Annotated in this window: 12 protein-coding genes and 1 pseudogene; 5 read left to right on the forward strand and 8 right to left on the reverse strand. The window is 70.2% G+C overall.

Features of this window, described 5'->3' with window-relative positions:
- Positions 1-447 precede the first annotated feature (447 nt).
- From AB0I23_RS14675 to AB0I23_RS14690, 4 genes are all read left to right on the forward strand, one after another.
- Complete coding sequence (locus AB0I23_RS14675) at positions 448-969, forward strand: MarR family winged helix-turn-helix transcriptional regulator (RefSeq protein ID WP_359109559.1); 522 nt, start codon at positions 448-450, stop codon at positions 967-969.
- Positions 970-992: 23 nt separating this feature from the next.
- On the forward strand, positions 993-3,467 hold the full coding sequence (locus tag AB0I23_RS14680; RefSeq protein WP_359109560.1) for an MFS transporter: 2,475 nt from the start codon (positions 993-995) through the stop codon (positions 3,465-3,467).
- A gap of 156 nt (positions 3,468-3,623) precedes the next feature.
- A complete protein-coding gene (locus AB0I23_RS14685; protein ID WP_359109561.1) occupies positions 3,624-4,439 on the forward strand; it encodes a YceI family protein in 816 nt (271 codons plus the stop codon).
- A 9-nt stretch (positions 4,440-4,448) separates the two neighbouring features.
- Positions 4,449-4,919, forward strand: coding sequence for a PPOX class F420-dependent oxidoreductase (locus AB0I23_RS14690; protein WP_359109562.1), 471 nt, complete (start codon positions 4,449-4,451; stop codon positions 4,917-4,919).
- Positions 4,920-5,330: 411 nt separating this feature from the next.
- Here AB0I23_RS14690 and AB0I23_RS14695 read toward each other — a convergent pair whose 3' ends face one another.
- Both AB0I23_RS14695 and AB0I23_RS14700 read right to left on the reverse strand, forming a co-directional pair.
- Positions 5,331-6,089: a TetR/AcrR family transcriptional regulator gene (locus AB0I23_RS14695; RefSeq protein ID WP_359109563.1), complete on the reverse strand. Its 759-nt coding sequence runs from the start codon at positions 6,087-6,089 to the stop codon at positions 5,331-5,333.
- A gap of 107 nt (positions 6,090-6,196) precedes the next feature.
- Positions 6,197-7,720 (reverse strand): MFS transporter, encoded by a 1,524-nt coding sequence (locus AB0I23_RS14700; RefSeq protein ID WP_359109564.1) that lies wholly within the window; start codon positions 7,718-7,720, stop codon positions 6,197-6,199.
- Positions 7,721-7,870: 150 nt separating this feature from the next.
- Here AB0I23_RS14700 and AB0I23_RS14705 point away from each other — a divergent pair, with 150 nt between their 5' ends.
- Complete coding sequence (locus AB0I23_RS14705; protein ID WP_359109565.1) at positions 7,871-8,713, forward strand: endonuclease/exonuclease/phosphatase family protein; 843 nt, start codon at positions 7,871-7,873, stop codon at positions 8,711-8,713.
- A gap of 48 nt (positions 8,714-8,761) precedes the next feature.
- Here the strand turns inward: AB0I23_RS14705 and AB0I23_RS14710 are convergent, their stop codons facing one another.
- From AB0I23_RS14710 to AB0I23_RS14730, 6 genes and pseudogenes are all read right to left on the reverse strand, one after another.
- A complete protein-coding gene (locus AB0I23_RS14710; protein ID WP_359109566.1) occupies positions 8,762-13,594 on the reverse strand; it encodes a wHTH domain-containing protein in 4,833 nt (1,610 codons plus the stop codon).
- A gap of 4 nt (positions 13,595-13,598) precedes the next feature.
- A complete protein-coding gene (locus AB0I23_RS14715) occupies positions 13,599-13,970 on the reverse strand; it encodes a Pepco domain-containing protein (RefSeq protein WP_359109567.1) in 372 nt (123 codons plus the stop codon).
- Positions 13,971-14,136: 166 nt separating this feature from the next.
- Positions 14,137-14,320: pseudogene (locus tag AB0I23_RS41675) on the reverse strand (hypothetical protein); the annotation flags it as partial.
- Positions 14,313-15,050 carry a response regulator transcription factor gene (locus AB0I23_RS14720; protein ID WP_359109568.1) on the reverse strand — a complete coding sequence of 246 codons (738 nt, stop codon included), beginning with the start codon at positions 15,048-15,050 and terminating at the stop codon, positions 14,313-14,315. The gene AB0I23_RS14720 and the pseudogene AB0I23_RS41675, both read right to left, overlap by 8 nt.
- Positions 15,051-15,134: 84 nt before the next feature.
- On the reverse strand, positions 15,135-16,013 hold the full coding sequence (locus tag AB0I23_RS14725) for an amidohydrolase family protein (RefSeq protein ID WP_359109569.1): 879 nt from the start codon (positions 16,011-16,013) through the stop codon (positions 15,135-15,137).
- A gap of 42 nt (positions 16,014-16,055) precedes the next feature.
- A complete protein-coding gene (locus tag AB0I23_RS14730; RefSeq protein ID WP_359109570.1) occupies positions 16,056-16,961 on the reverse strand; it encodes a DUF2797 domain-containing protein in 906 nt (301 codons plus the stop codon).
- Between the last annotated feature and the right edge of the window lie 126 nt (positions 16,962-17,087).

Raw genomic sequence — 17,087 nt, forward strand, 5'->3', positions numbered from 1 at the left:
GCCCCTCTTGCACGCCAGGGACTCTGCCCGCCACGGACTGGATCACACGCACGACGCGTGCCGCCACCGAGGTACGAAAGCGGAGAACCAGGTCATCCAAGACCGTTCGGGATGGCCCGCCAGGCGCATAGCTCCTCGCGCCGGGCGCCCAGGAACGGTTGTGTGTCATGGGTCAGGACCCTAGCGGTCCGCCAGCACTTCACGCCCCCCAGGGGCTCCGGCCAGGTCCCGAGTGACATTCGGGGCCTTATGCCGTTTCGAGGCCACCTGTGACGTATCACGCAGTGGACCGACGCCCACCCCCACACGCTGGGCCCTTGACCCGAGCCCTACACAGCCTTTTGCGTTCCTTTACTTCTGCAAGGGCACTTTCGTTTGCCTGCGGCAACCAACGGAATCTATGGTTGCCCTAAGCAACAAAATGCACAGAACCGGTCTGGGGGTCCCGTGGCCGCACGGAGTCAGTACGAAGAACTGGCCCGGCAGCTCAGCGCCGTCGGGGCCGTCAAACGCGGAATCGCGCGCATCCTCCCTGCTGAATGTCCTGGCGGATCCGCCGCGGTACTGGCCCTACTCAGCCAGCACGGCGAAATGCGGATCAGCAGACTGGCCGAGCTCATGGCCGTCGACCTGTCGGTGACCAGCCGACATGTCGCCCATGTGGCCGAGCACGGCTGGATAGAACGGTCTGCGGACCCGGCGGACAAGCGGTCCCGCATCCTGCGGCTGACCCCCGCGGGAAACGCGGTACTCGGCGACCTGAACCGGCGGATCGCCGAAATGTTCGCCCACAACCTTCAGGAATGGTCCGACGACGAGGTCGGACAGCTCAACACGTTGTTGGCCCGGCTGCGTGACAGTTTCACCTGTCGCAGTTCCGGTGGGTGCGCTCCCGGAAGGCACAGCCACGGGTGCCGCACGCGGCCCGCGGACAGCGACAACGGCTCGCACACCCGTACACCCGTGTAACAGAAGCAAAGCAAAGGAACTCAATGGCTACGACCACACCAACCGGTGTGCGGGGCGGCCACGCCAAGCACGGAGGAATCTCTTCCTCCGACGGCGCGCCGATGACACACCGGCAGATCATGGAAGCACTGGCCGGGCTGATGCTCGGCATGTTTGTCGCGATCCTGTCGTCGACCGTCGTCTCCAACGCTCTCCCCGAGATCATCTCGGACCTCGGTGGCGGCCAGTCCGCGTACACCTGGGTCGTCACGGCCTCGCTGCTCGCGATGACCGCCACCACTCCTCTGTGGGGCAAGCTCTCCGACCTGTTCAGCAAGAAGCTGCTGGTCCAGATAGCGCTCGTCATCTACGTCCTGGGCTCGGTCGTCGCGGGTCTGTCGACCAGCAGCGGCATGCTCATCGCCTGCCGTGTCGTCCAGGGCATCGGCGTCGGCGGTCTCTCCGCCCTCGCCCAGATCGTGATGGCCGCGATGATCGCCCCGCGCGAGCGCGGTCGCTACAGCGGATACATCGGCGCGGTGTTCGCCGTCGCCACCGTCGGTGGTCCGCTGCTCGGCGGAGTCATCACCGACACCAGCTGGATGGGCTGGCGCTGGTGCTTCTATGTCGGTGTGCCGTTCGCCGTCATCGCGCTGATCGTGCTCCAGAAGACCCTGAAGCTCCCGGTCGTCAAGCGTGAGGTCAAGGTCGACTGGACCGGCGCGTTCTTCATCAGCGCCGCCGTCTCGCTGCTGCTGCTCTGGGTGACCTTCGCGGGCGACAAGTACGACTGGCTGTCCTGGCAGACCGGCGTGATGCTCGCGGGTTCCCTGATCCTCGCCCTGCTCTTCGTCTACACCGAGTCCCGGACCAGCGAGCCGATCATCCCGCTGCGCCTCTTCCGCAACCGCACCATCACGCTGGCCTCGCTGGCCTCGCTGTTCGTCGGTATCGCGATGTTCGCGGGCACGGTCTTCTTCAGCCAGTACTTCCAGCTGGCGCGGGGCAAGTCGCCGACGATGTCCGGCGTCATGACGATCCCGATGATCGCGGGTCTGTTCATCTCCTCGACGGTCTCCGGCCAGATCATCACGAAGACCGGCCGCTGGAAGGCCTGGCTGGTCAGCGGTGGTTTCCTGGTCACCGCCGGGCTCGGGCTGCTGGGCACCCTCCGGTACGACACGGAGTACTGGCACATCGCCGCCTTCATGGCCGTGATGGGTCTCGGCATCGGCATGATGATGCAGAACCTGGTGCTCGCCACGCAGAACCAGGTCGCTCCGTCCGACCTCGGCTCGGCCAGCTCCGTCGTCACCTTCTTCCGTTCCCTCGGTGGTGCGATCGGCGTCTCGGCGCTGGGCGCCGTCATGGCGAACCGCGTCACCCACTACGTCAAGGACGGCCTCGCGGAGCTCGGTCCGAAGGGCGCCGCCCTGGGCCACGGCGGCACCGGTGGCGGGGGCATCCCCGATCTGGACAAGCTGCCCGCACCGTTCCGTACGGTCGTGGAGAGTGCCTACGGGCACGGTGTCGGCGATGTCTTCCTGTACGCCGCTCCGGCCGCGCTGATCGCCTTCATCATCACGATCTTCATCAAGGAGGTCGCGCTGAAGACGAACGCGGCGAACGACGCCCCGGTGGGGGCCGATGCTCCCGACGAGGTTCCCGCCGCGGTGCTCTCCGAGGTCCCGTCCGGCGCTGCCGCGCCGGTCTCCGAGGGCGCGGCCGAAGTCGCCCCGGTGGCAACCGTGCAGGGCACCCCGGTGAGCGGTGTGGTGCGGGGCGCCGAGGGCGCACCCGTCGCCCGGGCCGCCGTCACGCTGATCTCGCTGGGCGGCCGGCAGCTGGGGCGCTCCGTCGCCCAGGCCGACGGCAGCTACCGTCTGGACGCGCCGGGCGCCGGCAGCTACGTCCTGATCGCATCCGCCGACGGCTTCCAGCCGCAGGCGTCCACCGTGGTCGTCGGCGGCCAGCAGCTGTCGTACGACATCCTGCTCGCCGGTACGAGTGGCCTGGCCGGGACCGTGCGGGCCGCCGAGAACGGTGATCCGGTCGACGGCGCCATGGTCATCGTGACCGATGTGCGCGGTGATGTGCTGGCCACCGGCAAGTCCACCGGGAGCGGCGAGTTCACCTTCACCGAGCTGGTGCCCGGTGCGGTGACCGTCGCGGTGAACGCCGCCGGCTTCCGTCCGCTGGCGCTGCCGGTGGAGATCGGCGGCCAGGGTGTCACCCGGGTCGACGCCGTACTGCAGTCCGGTGCGCTGGTCCAGGGTGTCGTGCGGGCCGGTTCGGCCCGGCGGCCGCTCCCGGACGCCCGCGTCACGCTCGTCGACGCGGCGGGCAATGTGGTCGCCACCTCGACGACGGGGGAGGACGGGGCGTACGCCTTCGCCGACCTGGACGCGGGCGAGTACTCGGTCATCGCGACCGGCTACCCGCCGGTGGCCGGCGCGCTGACCGTGGCCGGTCGCGGGGTCGACGGCCACGACATCGAGCTCGCCCACGCCGGCGAGTGATCGAGTAACACAGACCCCTGGTGGACAGCGCTTCGAGCGGAGAGGCTGCCCCCGGTGGAAATGGGCCCCGGTGGTGGGTACGGCAGGCAGGGGACGGCCTGCCGTCCCCGCCCCGGGGCCCGACTCGTTGAGTCATGGAGCAAGGAGAGAAACGGGATGGGACTTCGCGCACAGGTACGGACGCGGGACGGCTGGGCCGTCCAGCACGCGGTCGTGACGGTGACCGACATGACCGGCACCCAGGTGCTGCGAGCGGCCGCCGACGAGGACGGGGCGGTACGGACCGACGCCCTGCTCCCGGCCGGCGCGTACACGGTGATCGTGACCGCGGTCGGGTACGCCCCCGCCGCGTCGACCGCTCTCGTCACGGCGAGCGGGCGGGTCGAGGCCGGCACGGTGGTGCTGGCCCGCCAGGTCGGCGTGGAGCTGCCGCCGCCGGGCGCCTGGTCGCTGGACCCGGCGCACTCCTCGGTGGGAGCGGTCGCGCAGCACCTGGGGATCTCCAGCGTGCACGGCCGGTTCACCGAGTTCGGCGGCCGGATCGAGATCGCCGAGGAGGTCCACCGCTCCCGCGTCGACGCCGTGATCAGCGCGGCCAGCATCGACACGGGCAACGGCATGCGGGACAAGCACCTGCGCTCGCCGGACTTCCTCGACGCGGACCGGTTCCCGGAGATCACGTACCGCTCGAACGGGCTCGCCCCGGCCGGCCCCGACCGCTGGACCGTGCACGGCCTGTTGACGATGCGCGGCGTCGAGCGCCCGGTCGACCTGAACCTGAGCTACCTCGGCACCGGCCCCGACCCGTGGGGCGGGGTGCGCGCGGCGTTCAGCGCAACGGCAGAGCTGCGCCGCGACGATTTCGCCATGAACTACAACCAGGTGGTGCAGGCGGGCATCTCGGCGATCGGCACGACACTGCGGGTGGAACTGGACATCCAGGCCGTGCAGGGCGAGTCCCTGCCGTCGTAGTCTGCGGAGATGGCACCCAACATCGCGACCAACACCGCCGTGGAGCTCGATGAGTTGCTGGCGTTCGTACGGCCCCGGCACCGGGCGATCCTGCTGACCGCCCGGGCCGACGGCCGCCCCCAGGGATCGCCGCTGACGTGCGGCGTCGACGACGCGGGTCGTATCGTCGTCTCGACCTACCCCGAACGGGCCAAGACCCGGAACGCGAAGCGGGACGAGCGCGTGAGCGTGATCGTCCTGTCGGACGACTGGAACGGGCCGTGGGTGCAGATCGACGGGTCGGCCGAGGTGATCGACGCACCCGACTCGGTCGAGCCGCTCGTCGAGTACTTCCGGAACATCTCGGGAGAGCACCCGGACTGGGACGAGTACCGGGCGGCGATGGTGAAGCAGGGCAAGTCGATCATCCGGATCACCCCGGAGCGGTGGGGGCCCATCGCTACGGGCGGTTTCCCCGCCCGCCTGGCACCCGGCAGCTGACGGCTGTTCCGGGATGGGTGAGACCGTCCTTCCGGCGCCGGGCCTGCTCGCGCGGCCCTGGCTGCCGGCCGCACCGACGGTCGGCGCCCACGTCGTCCGCGGCCTGAAGCGGATCACCAGCCGCCCGGTGGAACAGGGTTTCTCCAGCACACCGCCGGAGGAACCGTTCATCTGTGTCGGGGCCGCACTACCGGATGCGCTGCGGGGCGGGCCGCTGGTGCGGTTCCTTGCCGGGAGGGGTATTGGCCAGGTCCTGTCCGGCCGATGTTCGTGGGCCGCGACGTCCGGCACGGCACCTCGCCGCGTTGTCCTCAGTCGCCCGAGTACGCCCGGTACGAGGACGATCCTCAGCCTTGCGATGCACCGCACCGGACGCCGCAGGCTGATCCACGAAGGTCGACCGGACAGGACCTAGCGGTCCCGCATCGCCTCGATGCCCGCGATCAGCAGGTCCAGGGCGAAGGCGAAATCCCGCTCGCGCATCTCCTCGACCGTGTCGCCGCCACGGGCGTCCATCAGGTCCTGCGACGACTCGACGATCCGGCTGAGCTGCGGCTGTGACCGGACGGCGCCCACCGCCTGCTGGAAGAACTCGTCCTGGCTGAGCCCCGCCTCCGCGGAACGCTGCACAATGTGGCCCTCGATGGTGCCGAATCCGTACACGAACTGGAAGACCGCGGAGAGAGCGCCGGTCTGCCGGCGCAGCGGCAGCCCGGTCGCCCGGATCACGTCCTGGACGGCGTACGAGAACAGCATCGAGTGCGGGCCGATATTGAGGAAATGCCCGGCGAGCGGCGACACCCAGACATGCCGGACCAGCAGTTCCCGGTAGCTGGTGGCCAGTTCGCGGAGCCGGTCGTGCCAGTGCGCCTCCTCCCGGGGAGGCGCGATCTCGCTGTAGACCGAGTCGAGGGCCAGCTCCAGCAGGTCGTCCTTGGTGTCGACGTACCAGTAGAGGGACATCGCGGTGACGTTCAGCTCGGCGGCGAGCCGGCGCATGGAGAACTTGGCGAGACCCTCGGCATCCAGGAGCCGGACCGACGCCGCGGTGATCCTGTCACGGTCGAGGCCGGCCGGCTGATCCGATTTGCGGGTGCGCGACGGTGCCCGCCGATCCAGCCACACGCTGGTCCTCGCAGGGTTCTTCACACGGTCGGCCGCGGACACCATGGCGCACTCTCCTCGTCTTGCAGGCGGGACGGACGGGATGACTGAACCGGATCCGTACCCCCTGCACACGAACCGGATTCGTACAGTCCGGTCCGCCCCACCTGATGCTATGCCGCTGCCGCGGCCGAGTCTGCCTGAGCGGATTCTGCCCGCTCCGCCCGGCGCAGGAGCACGGCGGCCAGCAGCCCGCCCGCCAGCACCGCCACCGCCCCGACCAGCTGGCTGGTCTCCAGTCCCGAGGCGAAGGAGTCGGTGATCCGCTGCCGCTCGCCGTCATCGGTCGCCGCGGCGAGCGCGGCGGGAAGCGAGGCGGCCCCGACGGCCGCCGGCACGAGCGCGGCGAACCGCGAATTCAGCACCGCGCCGAGGACCGCGACCCCCAGGCCGTTGCCGAACTCGGCGAGCGTGCCGTTGACCCCCGCGCCCACACCCGCCTTCGCCGGCGGGATGGCGCTCATGATCGCGTTGGCCATGGCCGGCATGGCGAGTGCGATGCCCGCGCCCATGACGACCAGGCCGAGCAGCATGCCGCCGTAGCCGTTGCCGCCCAGCAGGGCGATCGCGGCGAGACCGGCGGCCAGCAGGCTCATCCCGGCGGCGATCGTGACGGGCGTGCCCAGCTTGGGCACCAGCCTGGCGCCCAGGCCCGTGAGGTTGAGCGCGACGACGCTCAGCGCCAGCGGAGCCGTACGCAGCCCCGCCTCCAGCGGTTCGTAGCCGAGGACGAACTGGAGCTGCTGGGTGAGCAGGAAGAGCGAGCCGCCCATCCCGAAGGCGACCAGGATCGCGCCCGCGACCGCCCCGATGAACTTCTGGTTCCGGAAGAAGTGCATGTCCAGCATCGGATACGGGATGTGCAGCTCCCACAGCACGAATCCGGTGAGGACGCAGACCCCGGTGAACGCGGTCAGCAGCACCCGGCCCGAGGTCCAGCCGTGTTCCGGGCCGGAGATGATCGCGTACACGACGGAGGCCATGCCGATGGTGGACAGCAGCGCGCCGAGCAGGTCGGGACGCTCGCCGTTCGGGTTCTTGGACTCCGGGACGAGACGGATCACGGCGGCCAGGCCGATGACGGCGACCGGGATGTTGATCAGGAAGATCGCCCCCCACCAGAAGTGGTCGAGCATCACTCCGCCGATCAGCGGTCCCACGGCGAAGCCGAGCGAGCTGACGGTCGACCAGACACCGATCGCCTTGACCCGCTCGGTGTCGTCGAAGATCTGGACGACGACGGCCAGGGTCGTGGTCATCAGCAGCGCACCGCCGATGCCCATGCCCGCGCGGGCGGCGATCAACTGCACGGACGTCTGGGCCAGTCCGGCCACCAGCGAGCCGATGCCGAACAGGGCGAGCCCGGCGACCAGCATCTTCTTGCGGCCGTAGCGGTCGGCGGAACTGCCGGCCGTGAGCAGCAGACCCGACTGGACCAGCGAATAGGCGTTGATCATCCACTGCACATCGGCGGTGGACGCGTCCAGTTCCCGGGTGAGGGAGGGGATCGCGACGTTGAGGACGGTGTTGTCGAGCAGCACGGTGAGCTGGGCGAGGCAGATGACGCCGAGGATCAGCCAGCGTTGCGGGTGGCTCGGTGGCGAGAGGTGGTTCTGCTCGGCGGCGGTCGCCGTCATGCGGGCTCCTTGAGCTCCTGAAGTTCCTATACGGTGTACGAGAGAATCGCCTGCACACCGTAAGGCACCTCTTGTACGGCGTACAAGCGACTTTCGCGGGGTACGGTGCTCGACGCTGACCAACAGGAAGCCGACTAGGGCTGGAGTGGCATGTCACTGCGTCGTCGTACGGTGGAAGTCCTGATTGCCGCGGGTCTGTTGGGGACGGTCGCCGCCCCGCCCGCCGGAGCTGTCGGGCAGGGGCATCCGGTGCCGCTGCGCGTCGCCACGTACAACATCCATGCCGGCTCGGGCATGGACAACGTCTTCGACCTGGACCGGCAGGCGGCGGAACTCCGCTCGCTGGACGCCGATGTGATCGGGCTTCAGGAGGTCGACGTCCACTGGGGCACGCGCAGCGAGTGGCGCGATGTCGCGGGCGAGCTGGCGGAGCGGCTGGGCATGCAGGTGTCGTTCGCCCCGATCTACAGCCTCGATCCGGAGACTCCCGGCGCGTCCCGGCGCGAGTTCGGGGTCGCGGTGCTGTCGAAGTACCGGATCGTGAGCGCCGAGAACCACGAGATCACCCGGCTCTCCACCCAGGTCCCCAACCCCGTGCCGGAGCCCGCGCCCGGCTTCGGTGAGGTGGTCGTACGGGTGAAGGGGATGCCCGTGCATGTGTATGTGACGCACCTCGACTACCGCGGCGACCCGTCCGTACGGATCGCACAGGTCGCCGACACCCGGCGGATCATGGCGGAGGACGAGGGGCGGAAGGTGCTGCTCGGCGACTTCAACGCGGAGCCGGGCGCCCCGGAGCTGGCCCCGTTGTGGGAGGACCTGACCGACGCCGAACCGAACGCGCCGACCTTCCCCGCACTGGACCCGGTGAAACGGATCGACTTCGTGGCGGTGTCGAAGGACGGCGTACGGGTACGCGACGCGGCGGTGGCCGAGACACTTGCCTCGGACCACCGCCCGGTCGTCGCGGATCTGCTGCTGCGGCGCGGCTGAGGACCGGTACGGGGGCGGGGCAGTTCTGCCCGGGCGGGGCGAGGACCGTCACGGGGACGCTTCCGTCCCGGCCCCCTGCTGCTCGCCGAACCACGGTTCCGCCTCGTGGCGGAAGCCGTGCCGGGCGGCCTCCAGCGCGATCTCCCGGAACGGCCGCCCCAGCCGCATCGCCACCGAGACCAGCTCGGAGAGCGAGATCCAGGTGCCCGCGTGCAGCCGCAGGCCGAACAGGTCCTCCTCGGCGGTGTCGAGGACATCCAGCAGCAGAGCACCCGCCGCCGTCGTGCCGTACGAGTCCGGGGGCGTCTCCAGCGCGCACCCCATCTCGACAAGGTTGCCGGCGAGCTCCTGCGCCGGGATACCCAGCCGCTCCGCCACTGCCCTGACATGACTGGACGGCACGACCCTGCAGTCCGTGTCGTCGTCGGAATCGCGGATGTACGGGTCGATCAACGCGTGGTCGTCGTTGGACAGTTCATCCACCACCGGGTTCGGCGGCGGCAGGCGGTAACCGAGCTCGGCCAGCCGTTCACGGGCCTCCAGCACCGGGATTCCGAAGCGTTCCCGGGTGTCCAGCAGATGGCTGCGGCGCACCATCCGGTCCTTGGGCAGAAAGTTGCCCACGCGTTTGTAACTGCCGCTGAGCAGGACCAGGTCCCGGTCGCTCAGCTCGGACGGATTCGGCAGCACCGCGGGAACGGCGAATCCCAGGGCGCGCAGCCACTGCGCCACCGTCTCCACCGGAACGCGGGTCCGCACGGCAGCCGCCAACAGGTGGGGGGCCGGGACCTCGGCGTCCGGCGACAGCCAGGGGGAGCGTTCGTCCAGATCAAGGCTGAGCACGATCAGTTCGTTGCTTTCGAGTTGCCTGGCGGGACACAAGCCCGCGGGGACGTCGAAGCCGAGTGAGGAGAGACGCCCGGCTACCGCGGCCGGGGATCTGTTCGTCTGCGCGGCCACCACATTGATCCGGGCGGGCGACAGTGCCGGCGTGTCGCCATGGGCGGCGTCAGGTACGTCGCGGAGGAGGACGTCCAACAGCTCCGCGTCCTCGGGAACGGGCTCGGCGAACCCCGGTGGCGGCTTGGGCGGTTCGTATCCCAGGTCCTTGAGCAGGGCGGCGGCCGTCGCCACGGGCGTACCGCTACGGGCGGCCGAGGCGAGCAGCTGCCCCCAGGAGAGCGAGGCACCCGCCTCCACCCACCCGACGCCGCCGACCTTCCGGATCAGATCCAGTTCACTCGCACCGATCCCGGCGAGCTCGCGACGCAGGGACACCCTCAGCCCCATCGCCCGGAACCGCTCCGCGAGCTCTCCGGCCGTCCGGCCCGTCCGGGACAGCCGGCCGAGAATCCCGGACGTCCCGATCTCGTCGGGCCAGGTCCACTCGGGCAGGGTCAACAGCATGAGCACGCCGCAAGCCTCCAGCACGGGGGAGACGTTGCCACTGTGCCAGGCCAGGTTGCGGGGCAGAGAGCGTACCGCCCAGGCGGCATGACGGGCGCTCCATCCGGATTCGCCGTCTCCCGCCCGTTCGCCGAGCAGGAACGACACGTCCGAGGGGAGCGCCGTGGGCAGCGTGGGCAGGCGTTCGGCGTCGGCCGCGGGACCGCCGAAGCCGGCCCGCAGCAGGCAGGGAAGCCGCCAGCGCAGCACGGGTTCGGGGATGCACGCGACCAGCAGGTGGTCGTCCCGTCCCGGTGGTACGGGATCGCTTCCACGTCCGGTCAGGGCGTCGATCAGCAGCTCGTCGGGCGGGAATACCCCGGTGTCCGCCACCGCCGCCCGCCGACCGCCGACCGTCCACTTCACCCCGGCCGCCGCGGCGGCACGTACACAGTCGTCGGCGAACTCCTCCGCGTCCCAGGGCTGAGCCACGACCCAGTCGTATGTGAACACGGGGCTGCTGATCAGGCTCGGCAGCCCCTCCCGCTTGAGCCGTTCCACGGCCCGCTCGTCGTACTTGCGCAGGTCCACCCGGTCGACGGAGAGGACTTCGGGCCGCAGCTCCTCACGGAGGTCGATGACCGCACCGAAGGTGTCCGTGTCCGTCCTGATGCCGTCGGCGAGAAGGATGCCAGGGCCGTTCACCCAGTGCAGCCTGCTGTCCTCGGCAGGGACGATCTGCGGTTCGGGCAGCCTCAGGTAGCCCCCTACGCGTCGGCGATCCAGATGATGGTCGATGAGGGCCTCGGGGCGCAGCTCGTACGGATTCCACTCGGCGTGCATGGATCCGTGCGAGGCGACCGTACGGAAGGGCGAGACCCACAGCTGCCCGGCCAGGGCGCTCACGCACGACACCGGCCGCTCGTCGGGCTCCGCAGGGTGGAGATAGAGCGTCACCCTGGTGCCTGCGTCGCCCCCCAGCGGGTCGTCGGGCAGCGGATCCCCGCTCCACGGGTCGGTCTTCAGCGAGTCGATCCGGAACAGACTGCCGGGACCGGCGATCCGCACTCTCAGACCCTGGCCGGTGCGACCGTCCATGGTGAACCGTCGGGTCTCCACCATGATCTCGTCCGCCAGCATGAAGTAGCTGAGCACGCCGATACCGAAACGGCTGTTGGGGTAGAACCGGAGGTCGGAGGCGTGCTGCTGCCAGAGTGCCCTCTCCCGCACGTATTCCGGCATCTGCACGAACCGCGCCCCCGCTTCGGAGAACGCGTCCCGGATCTCCCTGACGCCCATCCCGATACCGGTGTCGTGACAGGTCAGATACGCGCGTCCGGAATCGTCGACGCCCTGCGTGAAGCTGATGGCGCCCTCCCATTCCGGCAGCGGGTTCCGGGTGCGCCGGAGGTACTCGGTGCGCAGCGCGCGGTGCCGACAGGCGTCCAGAGCGTTCTGGTACAGCTCGCGTACCGCGAGCTCGGGGTCCTTGTAGAGATTCCGGCCCATCAGAAGGTCGAGCACGCGCTCCTCGTCCGCCCGGAAGCGGATCGCCTCCCGGCTGTGGGCGGGGGCGTCCACAGCCGGGCTCACCCGTACCGGCAGCGTGGACAGGGGCCGCAGGTCCGGCAGACGGCCCGCCTGGTCGTGGATGTCCCGGAGCAGGCTGTCCACCTGGCCGCAGTACAGCTCCAGGGCGAGGGTGGACGCGTGGTCGCCGCTGCGCGCGTGGAGCACGATGGCCTTGCCCGACTCCTCGGCGGAGGCGCCCGAGGGATTCCAGTACGCCTTCTCAACCGCGGTGAGCAGTGCGGGCAGATCCACCTGATCGCGGAAGCCGAGGTTCTGCACCACCACCGGCGGCAGGCCGTCGCCGGTGACCGCGAGGGCCAGCGCGGTCTTGAGCAGTGCGCCCACCAGCCGCTCCCGGACTATGTGCTGGTCGTTGTCGCCGGGTGCGGCGACGACCTGCTCACGCAGTTCGGTCTCCTGGGCCAGGGATTCCCCCACGGCCGACGTCCCGTCGCCGGAGAGCGTGAAAGGAGCGAGCCGCAGTTCGTTCAGCAGCCGGATCAACTGTCCGGGCCCCAGAGCGGTGGTCACCCACTGCGGCACGCCCTCCCCGGCAGGCGGAATCAACGGCTCCACGACAGCCGAGTGGTAGCTCTCCGGCCGGTAGAGGAGCCAGCGGCGGAGCAGCCACCACCGGATCTGCCGTACCGCCTCGGCGTTGCCGGCCTGCTCCGCCTGCTCCATCCGGCGCCGCTCTCTCGGAAACTGGCCGGTGAATGTGTCGAACTCGGCCGACTCGGCCGCGCGCGAACGATGCAGGTCGGCCGCCAGCGCGCGATGGGCCGTCTCCAGCACGAACGGAGTGAGCACCAGCAGCGCTGCCTCGGTGGGCGTCATCGCCGCCAGGAGAGTCCGCTTCCCGGGCGACGCACCGCCGGTCAGCAGGTGGGTGAGCCGGCTGACAGCGCGCTCGGCACGGCCGGGATCGTGCCAGGGATCGTCTACGAGAACCTCCTCGTAGCGCTCGTTCAGGGCCGCCAGGTGGGCTGCCACCGCCGCGCAATGGGTCTTGAGCGGCGCGACCGCCGGCGGATGCGGCGACGGAACGAGGTCCCAGGCGACATGCCCGGTGACGATGCCGGTCCACGGGTGGTCCTCGTACGACCGCGCCGGGGCCTGCTCCGCCCCGAGCACGCCGGGCAGCACGACGAAGTCGCCCGGTCCGTGCGCGCCGGCTATCTGGTGGTCGATGCGCTGCGCCGGTCCCGGCTTGCCGTGCAAGGTGTGCAGTTCGGTGATCCGGCCCTGCACCTTCTCCAGCAGGTCGTCCAGGCGGACCGGCGGCCCTTCCTCCTCGACGAGGTCGGTCACCGCCCGGGTGAACAGACTGAATGAAGGTGTCTCGGTACCGTCCTCGGACGTGCTTCCGCTCTGCCAGAGCGACAACTCCAGGGGCTCACAGGCGAATACCCGGGCCACCTTGCGGACGCGGTCCAGCTTCCAGCCGAGTTCCCGCCTGCTCCGGGGCTGCAGAACGGCGGCCGACTTCGTCTCCTCGCGCACTCCCTCACGGCAGATGTCCAGGAGGAACACCACCGAGGTGGCGGGACTGCTCCCCAGCGCCTTCGCCCAGTCGACCGGCACCGACTCCTCCGTGGCGGAGTCGTACCGATGCAGTCCTTCCGGGACCATCAGGTCCCGGCCCTCATGATGTACGCCGTGCCCGCTCAGCAGGATCAGCAGGCTGTCGCCGACCTTGGCCGTCTCGTGGAGGAACTGATTGACCTGGCCCCGGATCTGGGAACGGCCGACCTCCACCACACCGCCCTGCCCTCGAGCCACCACGTCGACCCGGTCGAAGCCCCGCGCCTCCAGGGCCCTGCGCAACCGGTCGAGCTCGGCCGGGATGAAATCCAGTGAGGAGAACGAGCCCGAGGACCGGTAGTCGCTGGCCCCGATCAGCAGCGCCAGGTGTCTGCCCATGGAACTACTGCCTGAAGACCAGCGTGATGGCCCGGGTGCCCTGCACCTGTCCCGTGCCGATCAGCTGGACGCCACCGGTCGCCGTCACCTGGAACGACAGCTGCGCCTCCTTCAGCGGAAGCGTGCCGCCACGGGCGGCCACATCGGCGAAGACCTGCTGAAGGTCGTCCACGAACTTGGTGAGGTTGTTACGGAGGGGGCCCAGCGGGACCTGGCGGAGCACCGCGTCACCACTGCGGCCGAACACCCCCTTGGAGTCCTCCAGCAGCTCATCGAGATCATCGACGGCCACCCAGACCGGAAGGGTGGGCCCCTGGTCCGCCATGGGGTCCTGCGCCGGCTGCTCTCCGGGCTGCCGCTGGTCTTCAACCGTCATGGGGTGCACACTGCCTTCCAACCGAGGGACTCCGATGGAAATCGTAAGCCAACCCCGCCTGTTTTCGGCGGGGTTGGCCGTGGCACGGGTGGCCTGTGCGGACGGTTGGTTCAGCCGGTGGGCTGGGCCAGGTCGCAGGCGGCGGAACGGGACAGCCCCCGACGGGAGGCCAGGGCGGCGGTCCCACCGGACGGCAGGGCCGGAGCCCGGGCATATAGCGGTGGAAGGCGACGGTGGTGACCGAGCCGATCACCGCGGCGACCACGGCGACGAGCGTCACCGCGGACAACCACCAGCCGGGTCCGCAGCGTCCACGGTCCCTTGCCCCACCGCCTCGTCCGGCTACTCACCGGGCTTGATCAGATATCCCGCTCCGCGCCGGGTGTGAATCATCGGCGTCCGTCCGGCGTCGATCTTCTTGCGCAGATACGAGATGTACAGCTCGACGACGTTCGCCTGCCCGCCGAAGTCGTAGTTCCACACACGGTCGAGGATCTGCGCCTTGCTCAGCACCCGTCGCGGATTGCGCATCAGGAAGCGCAGCAGCTCGAACTCGGTCGCGGTGAGGTGGATGGACGTCGTTCCCCGGCTCACCTCGTGGCTGTCCTCGTCGAGCACCAGGTCACCGACGACGAGCGTCGACTCGCTCCGCACCGCCGCCGTCCCGGACCGCCGGATCAGCCCGCGCAGTCGCGCCACGACCTCCTCCAGGCTGAACGGCTTCGTCACGTAGTCGTCGCCGCCCGCCGTGAGCCCGGCGATCCGGTCCTCCACCGAATCGCGCGCGGTCAGGAACAGCACGGGGACCTCGGAGAGCTCCCGGCGCAGCTTGCCGAGGACCGAGAGCCCGTCCGTGTCGGGCAGCATCACATCGAGGATCACGGCGTCGGGCCGGAAATCGCGTGCCGTCCGGACGGCATTCGCACCGTCCCCGGCGCTGCGCACCTCCCAGCCCTCGTAGCGCAGGGCCATGGAGAGCAGCTCGGCAAGCGGAGCCTCGTCGTCCACGACCAGCACACGGACGGGACTGCGGTCCGGCCTCAGCAGTTCGGTACGCCCCTGGGGCGAGGTCGTCGTCATGCCTCAACGATGCGAGAGGCCTCTGAGAGGGTCCTTTCCCGATTCTGTGAATTCCCTGAGAAAGCGCGAAGTGCCCGAGGGCGCTCAGCCCCGGCCGAACAACGCGTGCGCGTTCCCGTAACAGACCGCGCGCAACCAGTCGTCCCCCAACTCCAGCCGCTCCAGCGCGTGCAGCTGATGCACGTACGGGTACGGGATGTTCGGGAAGTCCGTCCCCAGCAGGATCCGGTCCCCGAGATCGGCGAGCCGTCCCCGCTCCGTCACCGGGAACGGCGCGAACTTCTCCGAGAAGTCCGTGAACGCCATCGTCGTATCGAACCGCACCTCGGGGTACGTCTCCGCCAGCGCCAGGAACTCCGCGTACTCGGGCATCCCCATGTGCGCCACCACCAGCCGCAGCCGAGGGTGCCGGGCGAGCAGCCGGCCGACCGGCCCGGGCCCGGTGTACGTGCCGGGCGCGGGCCCGGACCCGCAGTGCATCACCACCGGAACCCCGGCATCCGCGAGCAGCCCCCACACGGGCTCCAGCAGCGGATCGTTGGCGTCGTAGGCCCCGACCTGGAGGTGCGACTTGAAGACGCGCGCCCCCGCCTCGACCGCCTCGCGGACATCACGCTCCACGCCCTCCTCGGGGAAGAGGGTCGCCGTGTGCAGGCAGTCGGGCACCCGGCGCGCGAAGTCGGCCGCCCAGCCGTTCAGCCAGGCCGCCATCCCCGCCTTGTGCGGGTAGAGCATCGAGGTGAACCGCCGCACCCCGAAGGACCGGAGCAGCGCGAGCCGTTCGTCCTCGTCGTGCCGGTAGGCGATCGGCCACTCCATGGCGGTCAGCGGTCCGGCGGAGTCGAAGTACGCCCACACCTTGCGGAGCACCTGCTCCGGCATGAAGTGCGTATGGACGTCGATCAGCCCCGGCAGCCCGAGGCGCTCCCAGAACCGCACCACGTCATCGCTCTCGCCACTCATCGCGCACTCCTCGCCCCCGGCCCGCCCGGATCACCGACGATCTCAGAACAGCCCGTCCTGCACACCACCACCCCCGATGTCGACCACCGGCACCGTCACCCCGGACCGCGCATCGGCCCCCACCAGCTCCCACCCGGTCATCAGCCGGGTGTCCAGCACGACCACCCCGTCCGCGGTCGCCAGATGCAGATCGGGCCCGGCGGCCGCGACCAGCCGCCCGCCGACCACCCCGCCGTCCACCAGCTCGGTCACCGCCCGCTCCACCTCGACCGGCCCGTCCAGTCCGAACACCCCTGTGTGGTCGACGGGATCGAACGGCAGCCGCTCCAGCGACTGCGGCCACCCCGCCCCCGCCTCCAGCGCCGCCGCCCGCCCGTACAGCTCCTCGACCTCCGCGACCCGCTCGGCGGCACCCGGCAGCACGGCCCGCACGACGCGCTTGCGTGCGTACGGAATCCGGTCCGGCACCCCCAGCGCCGCACGGAGCAGCTCCTCGGTCCGCCGCGCCGCCATCAACGGTCCGCGCCCCAGCCAGCTGAAAACCACGGCCCCCTGCTCCCGCAACCGCGCCGCGCCGCGCTCCTCCGCGGTGATGCCGGCCTTCACCATCCCGGGCCCGAACCAGGCGAGATAGACGCGGTACGTCCGGGGGTCGTCGGCGATCGTGTCGGCGGCCACCGAATGCGCCCGGTCCAGCCGCGCGCACTCCGGGCACCGCGCCCCCGTACTCCGCCCGGACACCAGGGCGCCCGGCGGACACACGTTCCCCCGTGCCCCCACACAGTGCCGCTCACCGCCGGCGCGGAACCCGAGCTCCCTCCCGTACGCAAGGACACTCACCCGCGTCGAACCGGCCCCGCCCACCGCCCGGCCCTTCGCCCCGTCCCTCTGCCACCCCAGGACCGGCCCTTCTGGGGGCCATCGCAACCCGGTGCAGTGCCAGCTCATGCGTGCGATCGTAACGAGGCTCCGCGGCGGAGCGGGGATCCCGATCAACCGGCCGCGCGGGGAAGGGCGATCGGCGCACACGGGGCCCCGGGAGACAGGGGTGACGCGATCCACTGCGTCCGGGAA

The organism is Streptomyces atratus, from assembly GCF_040655115.1.
Lineage (GTDB): Bacteria > Actinomycetota > Actinomycetes > Streptomycetales > Streptomycetaceae > Streptomyces > Streptomyces atratus_D.

What these genes read in the sequence shown, in the direction of transcription:
- AB0I23_RS14680 (WP_359109560.1), top strand. Translation starts at nt 993, where the DNA reads ATGGCTACGACCACACCAACCGGTGTGCGGGGCGGCCACGCCAAGCAC.
- AB0I23_RS14685 (WP_359109561.1), top strand. Translation starts at nt 3,624, where the DNA reads ATGGGACTTCGCGCACAGGTACGGACGCGGGACGGCTGGGCCGTCCAG.
- AB0I23_RS14690 (WP_359109562.1), top strand. Translation starts at nt 4,449, where the DNA reads ATGGCACCCAACATCGCGACCAACACCGCCGTGGAGCTCGATGAGTTG.
- AB0I23_RS14695 (WP_359109563.1), bottom strand. Translation starts at nt 6,089, where the DNA reads ATGGTGTCCGCGGCCGACCGTGTGAAGAACCCTGCGAGGACCAGCGTG.
- AB0I23_RS14700 (WP_359109564.1), bottom strand. Translation starts at nt 7,720, where the DNA reads ATGACGGCGACCGCCGCCGAGCAGAACCACCTCTCGCCACCGAGCCAC.
- AB0I23_RS14705 (WP_359109565.1), top strand. Translation starts at nt 7,871, where the DNA reads ATGTCACTGCGTCGTCGTACGGTGGAAGTCCTGATTGCCGCGGGTCTG.
- AB0I23_RS14710 (WP_359109566.1), bottom strand. Translation starts at nt 13,594, where the DNA reads ATGGGCAGACACCTGGCGCTGCTGATCGGGGCCAGCGACTACCGGTCC.
- AB0I23_RS14715 (WP_359109567.1), bottom strand. Translation starts at nt 13,970, where the DNA reads ATGACGGTTGAAGACCAGCGGCAGCCCGGAGAGCAGCCGGCGCAGGAC.
- AB0I23_RS14720 (WP_359109568.1), bottom strand. Translation starts at nt 15,050, where the DNA reads ATGACGACGACCTCGCCCCAGGGGCGTACCGAACTGCTGAGGCCGGAC.
- AB0I23_RS14725 (WP_359109569.1), bottom strand. Translation starts at nt 16,013, where the DNA reads ATGAGTGGCGAGAGCGATGACGTGGTGCGGTTCTGGGAGCGCCTCGGG.
- AB0I23_RS14730 (WP_359109570.1), bottom strand. Translation starts at nt 16,961, where the DNA reads ATGAGCTGGCACTGCACCGGGTTGCGATGGCCCCCAGAAGGGCCGGTC.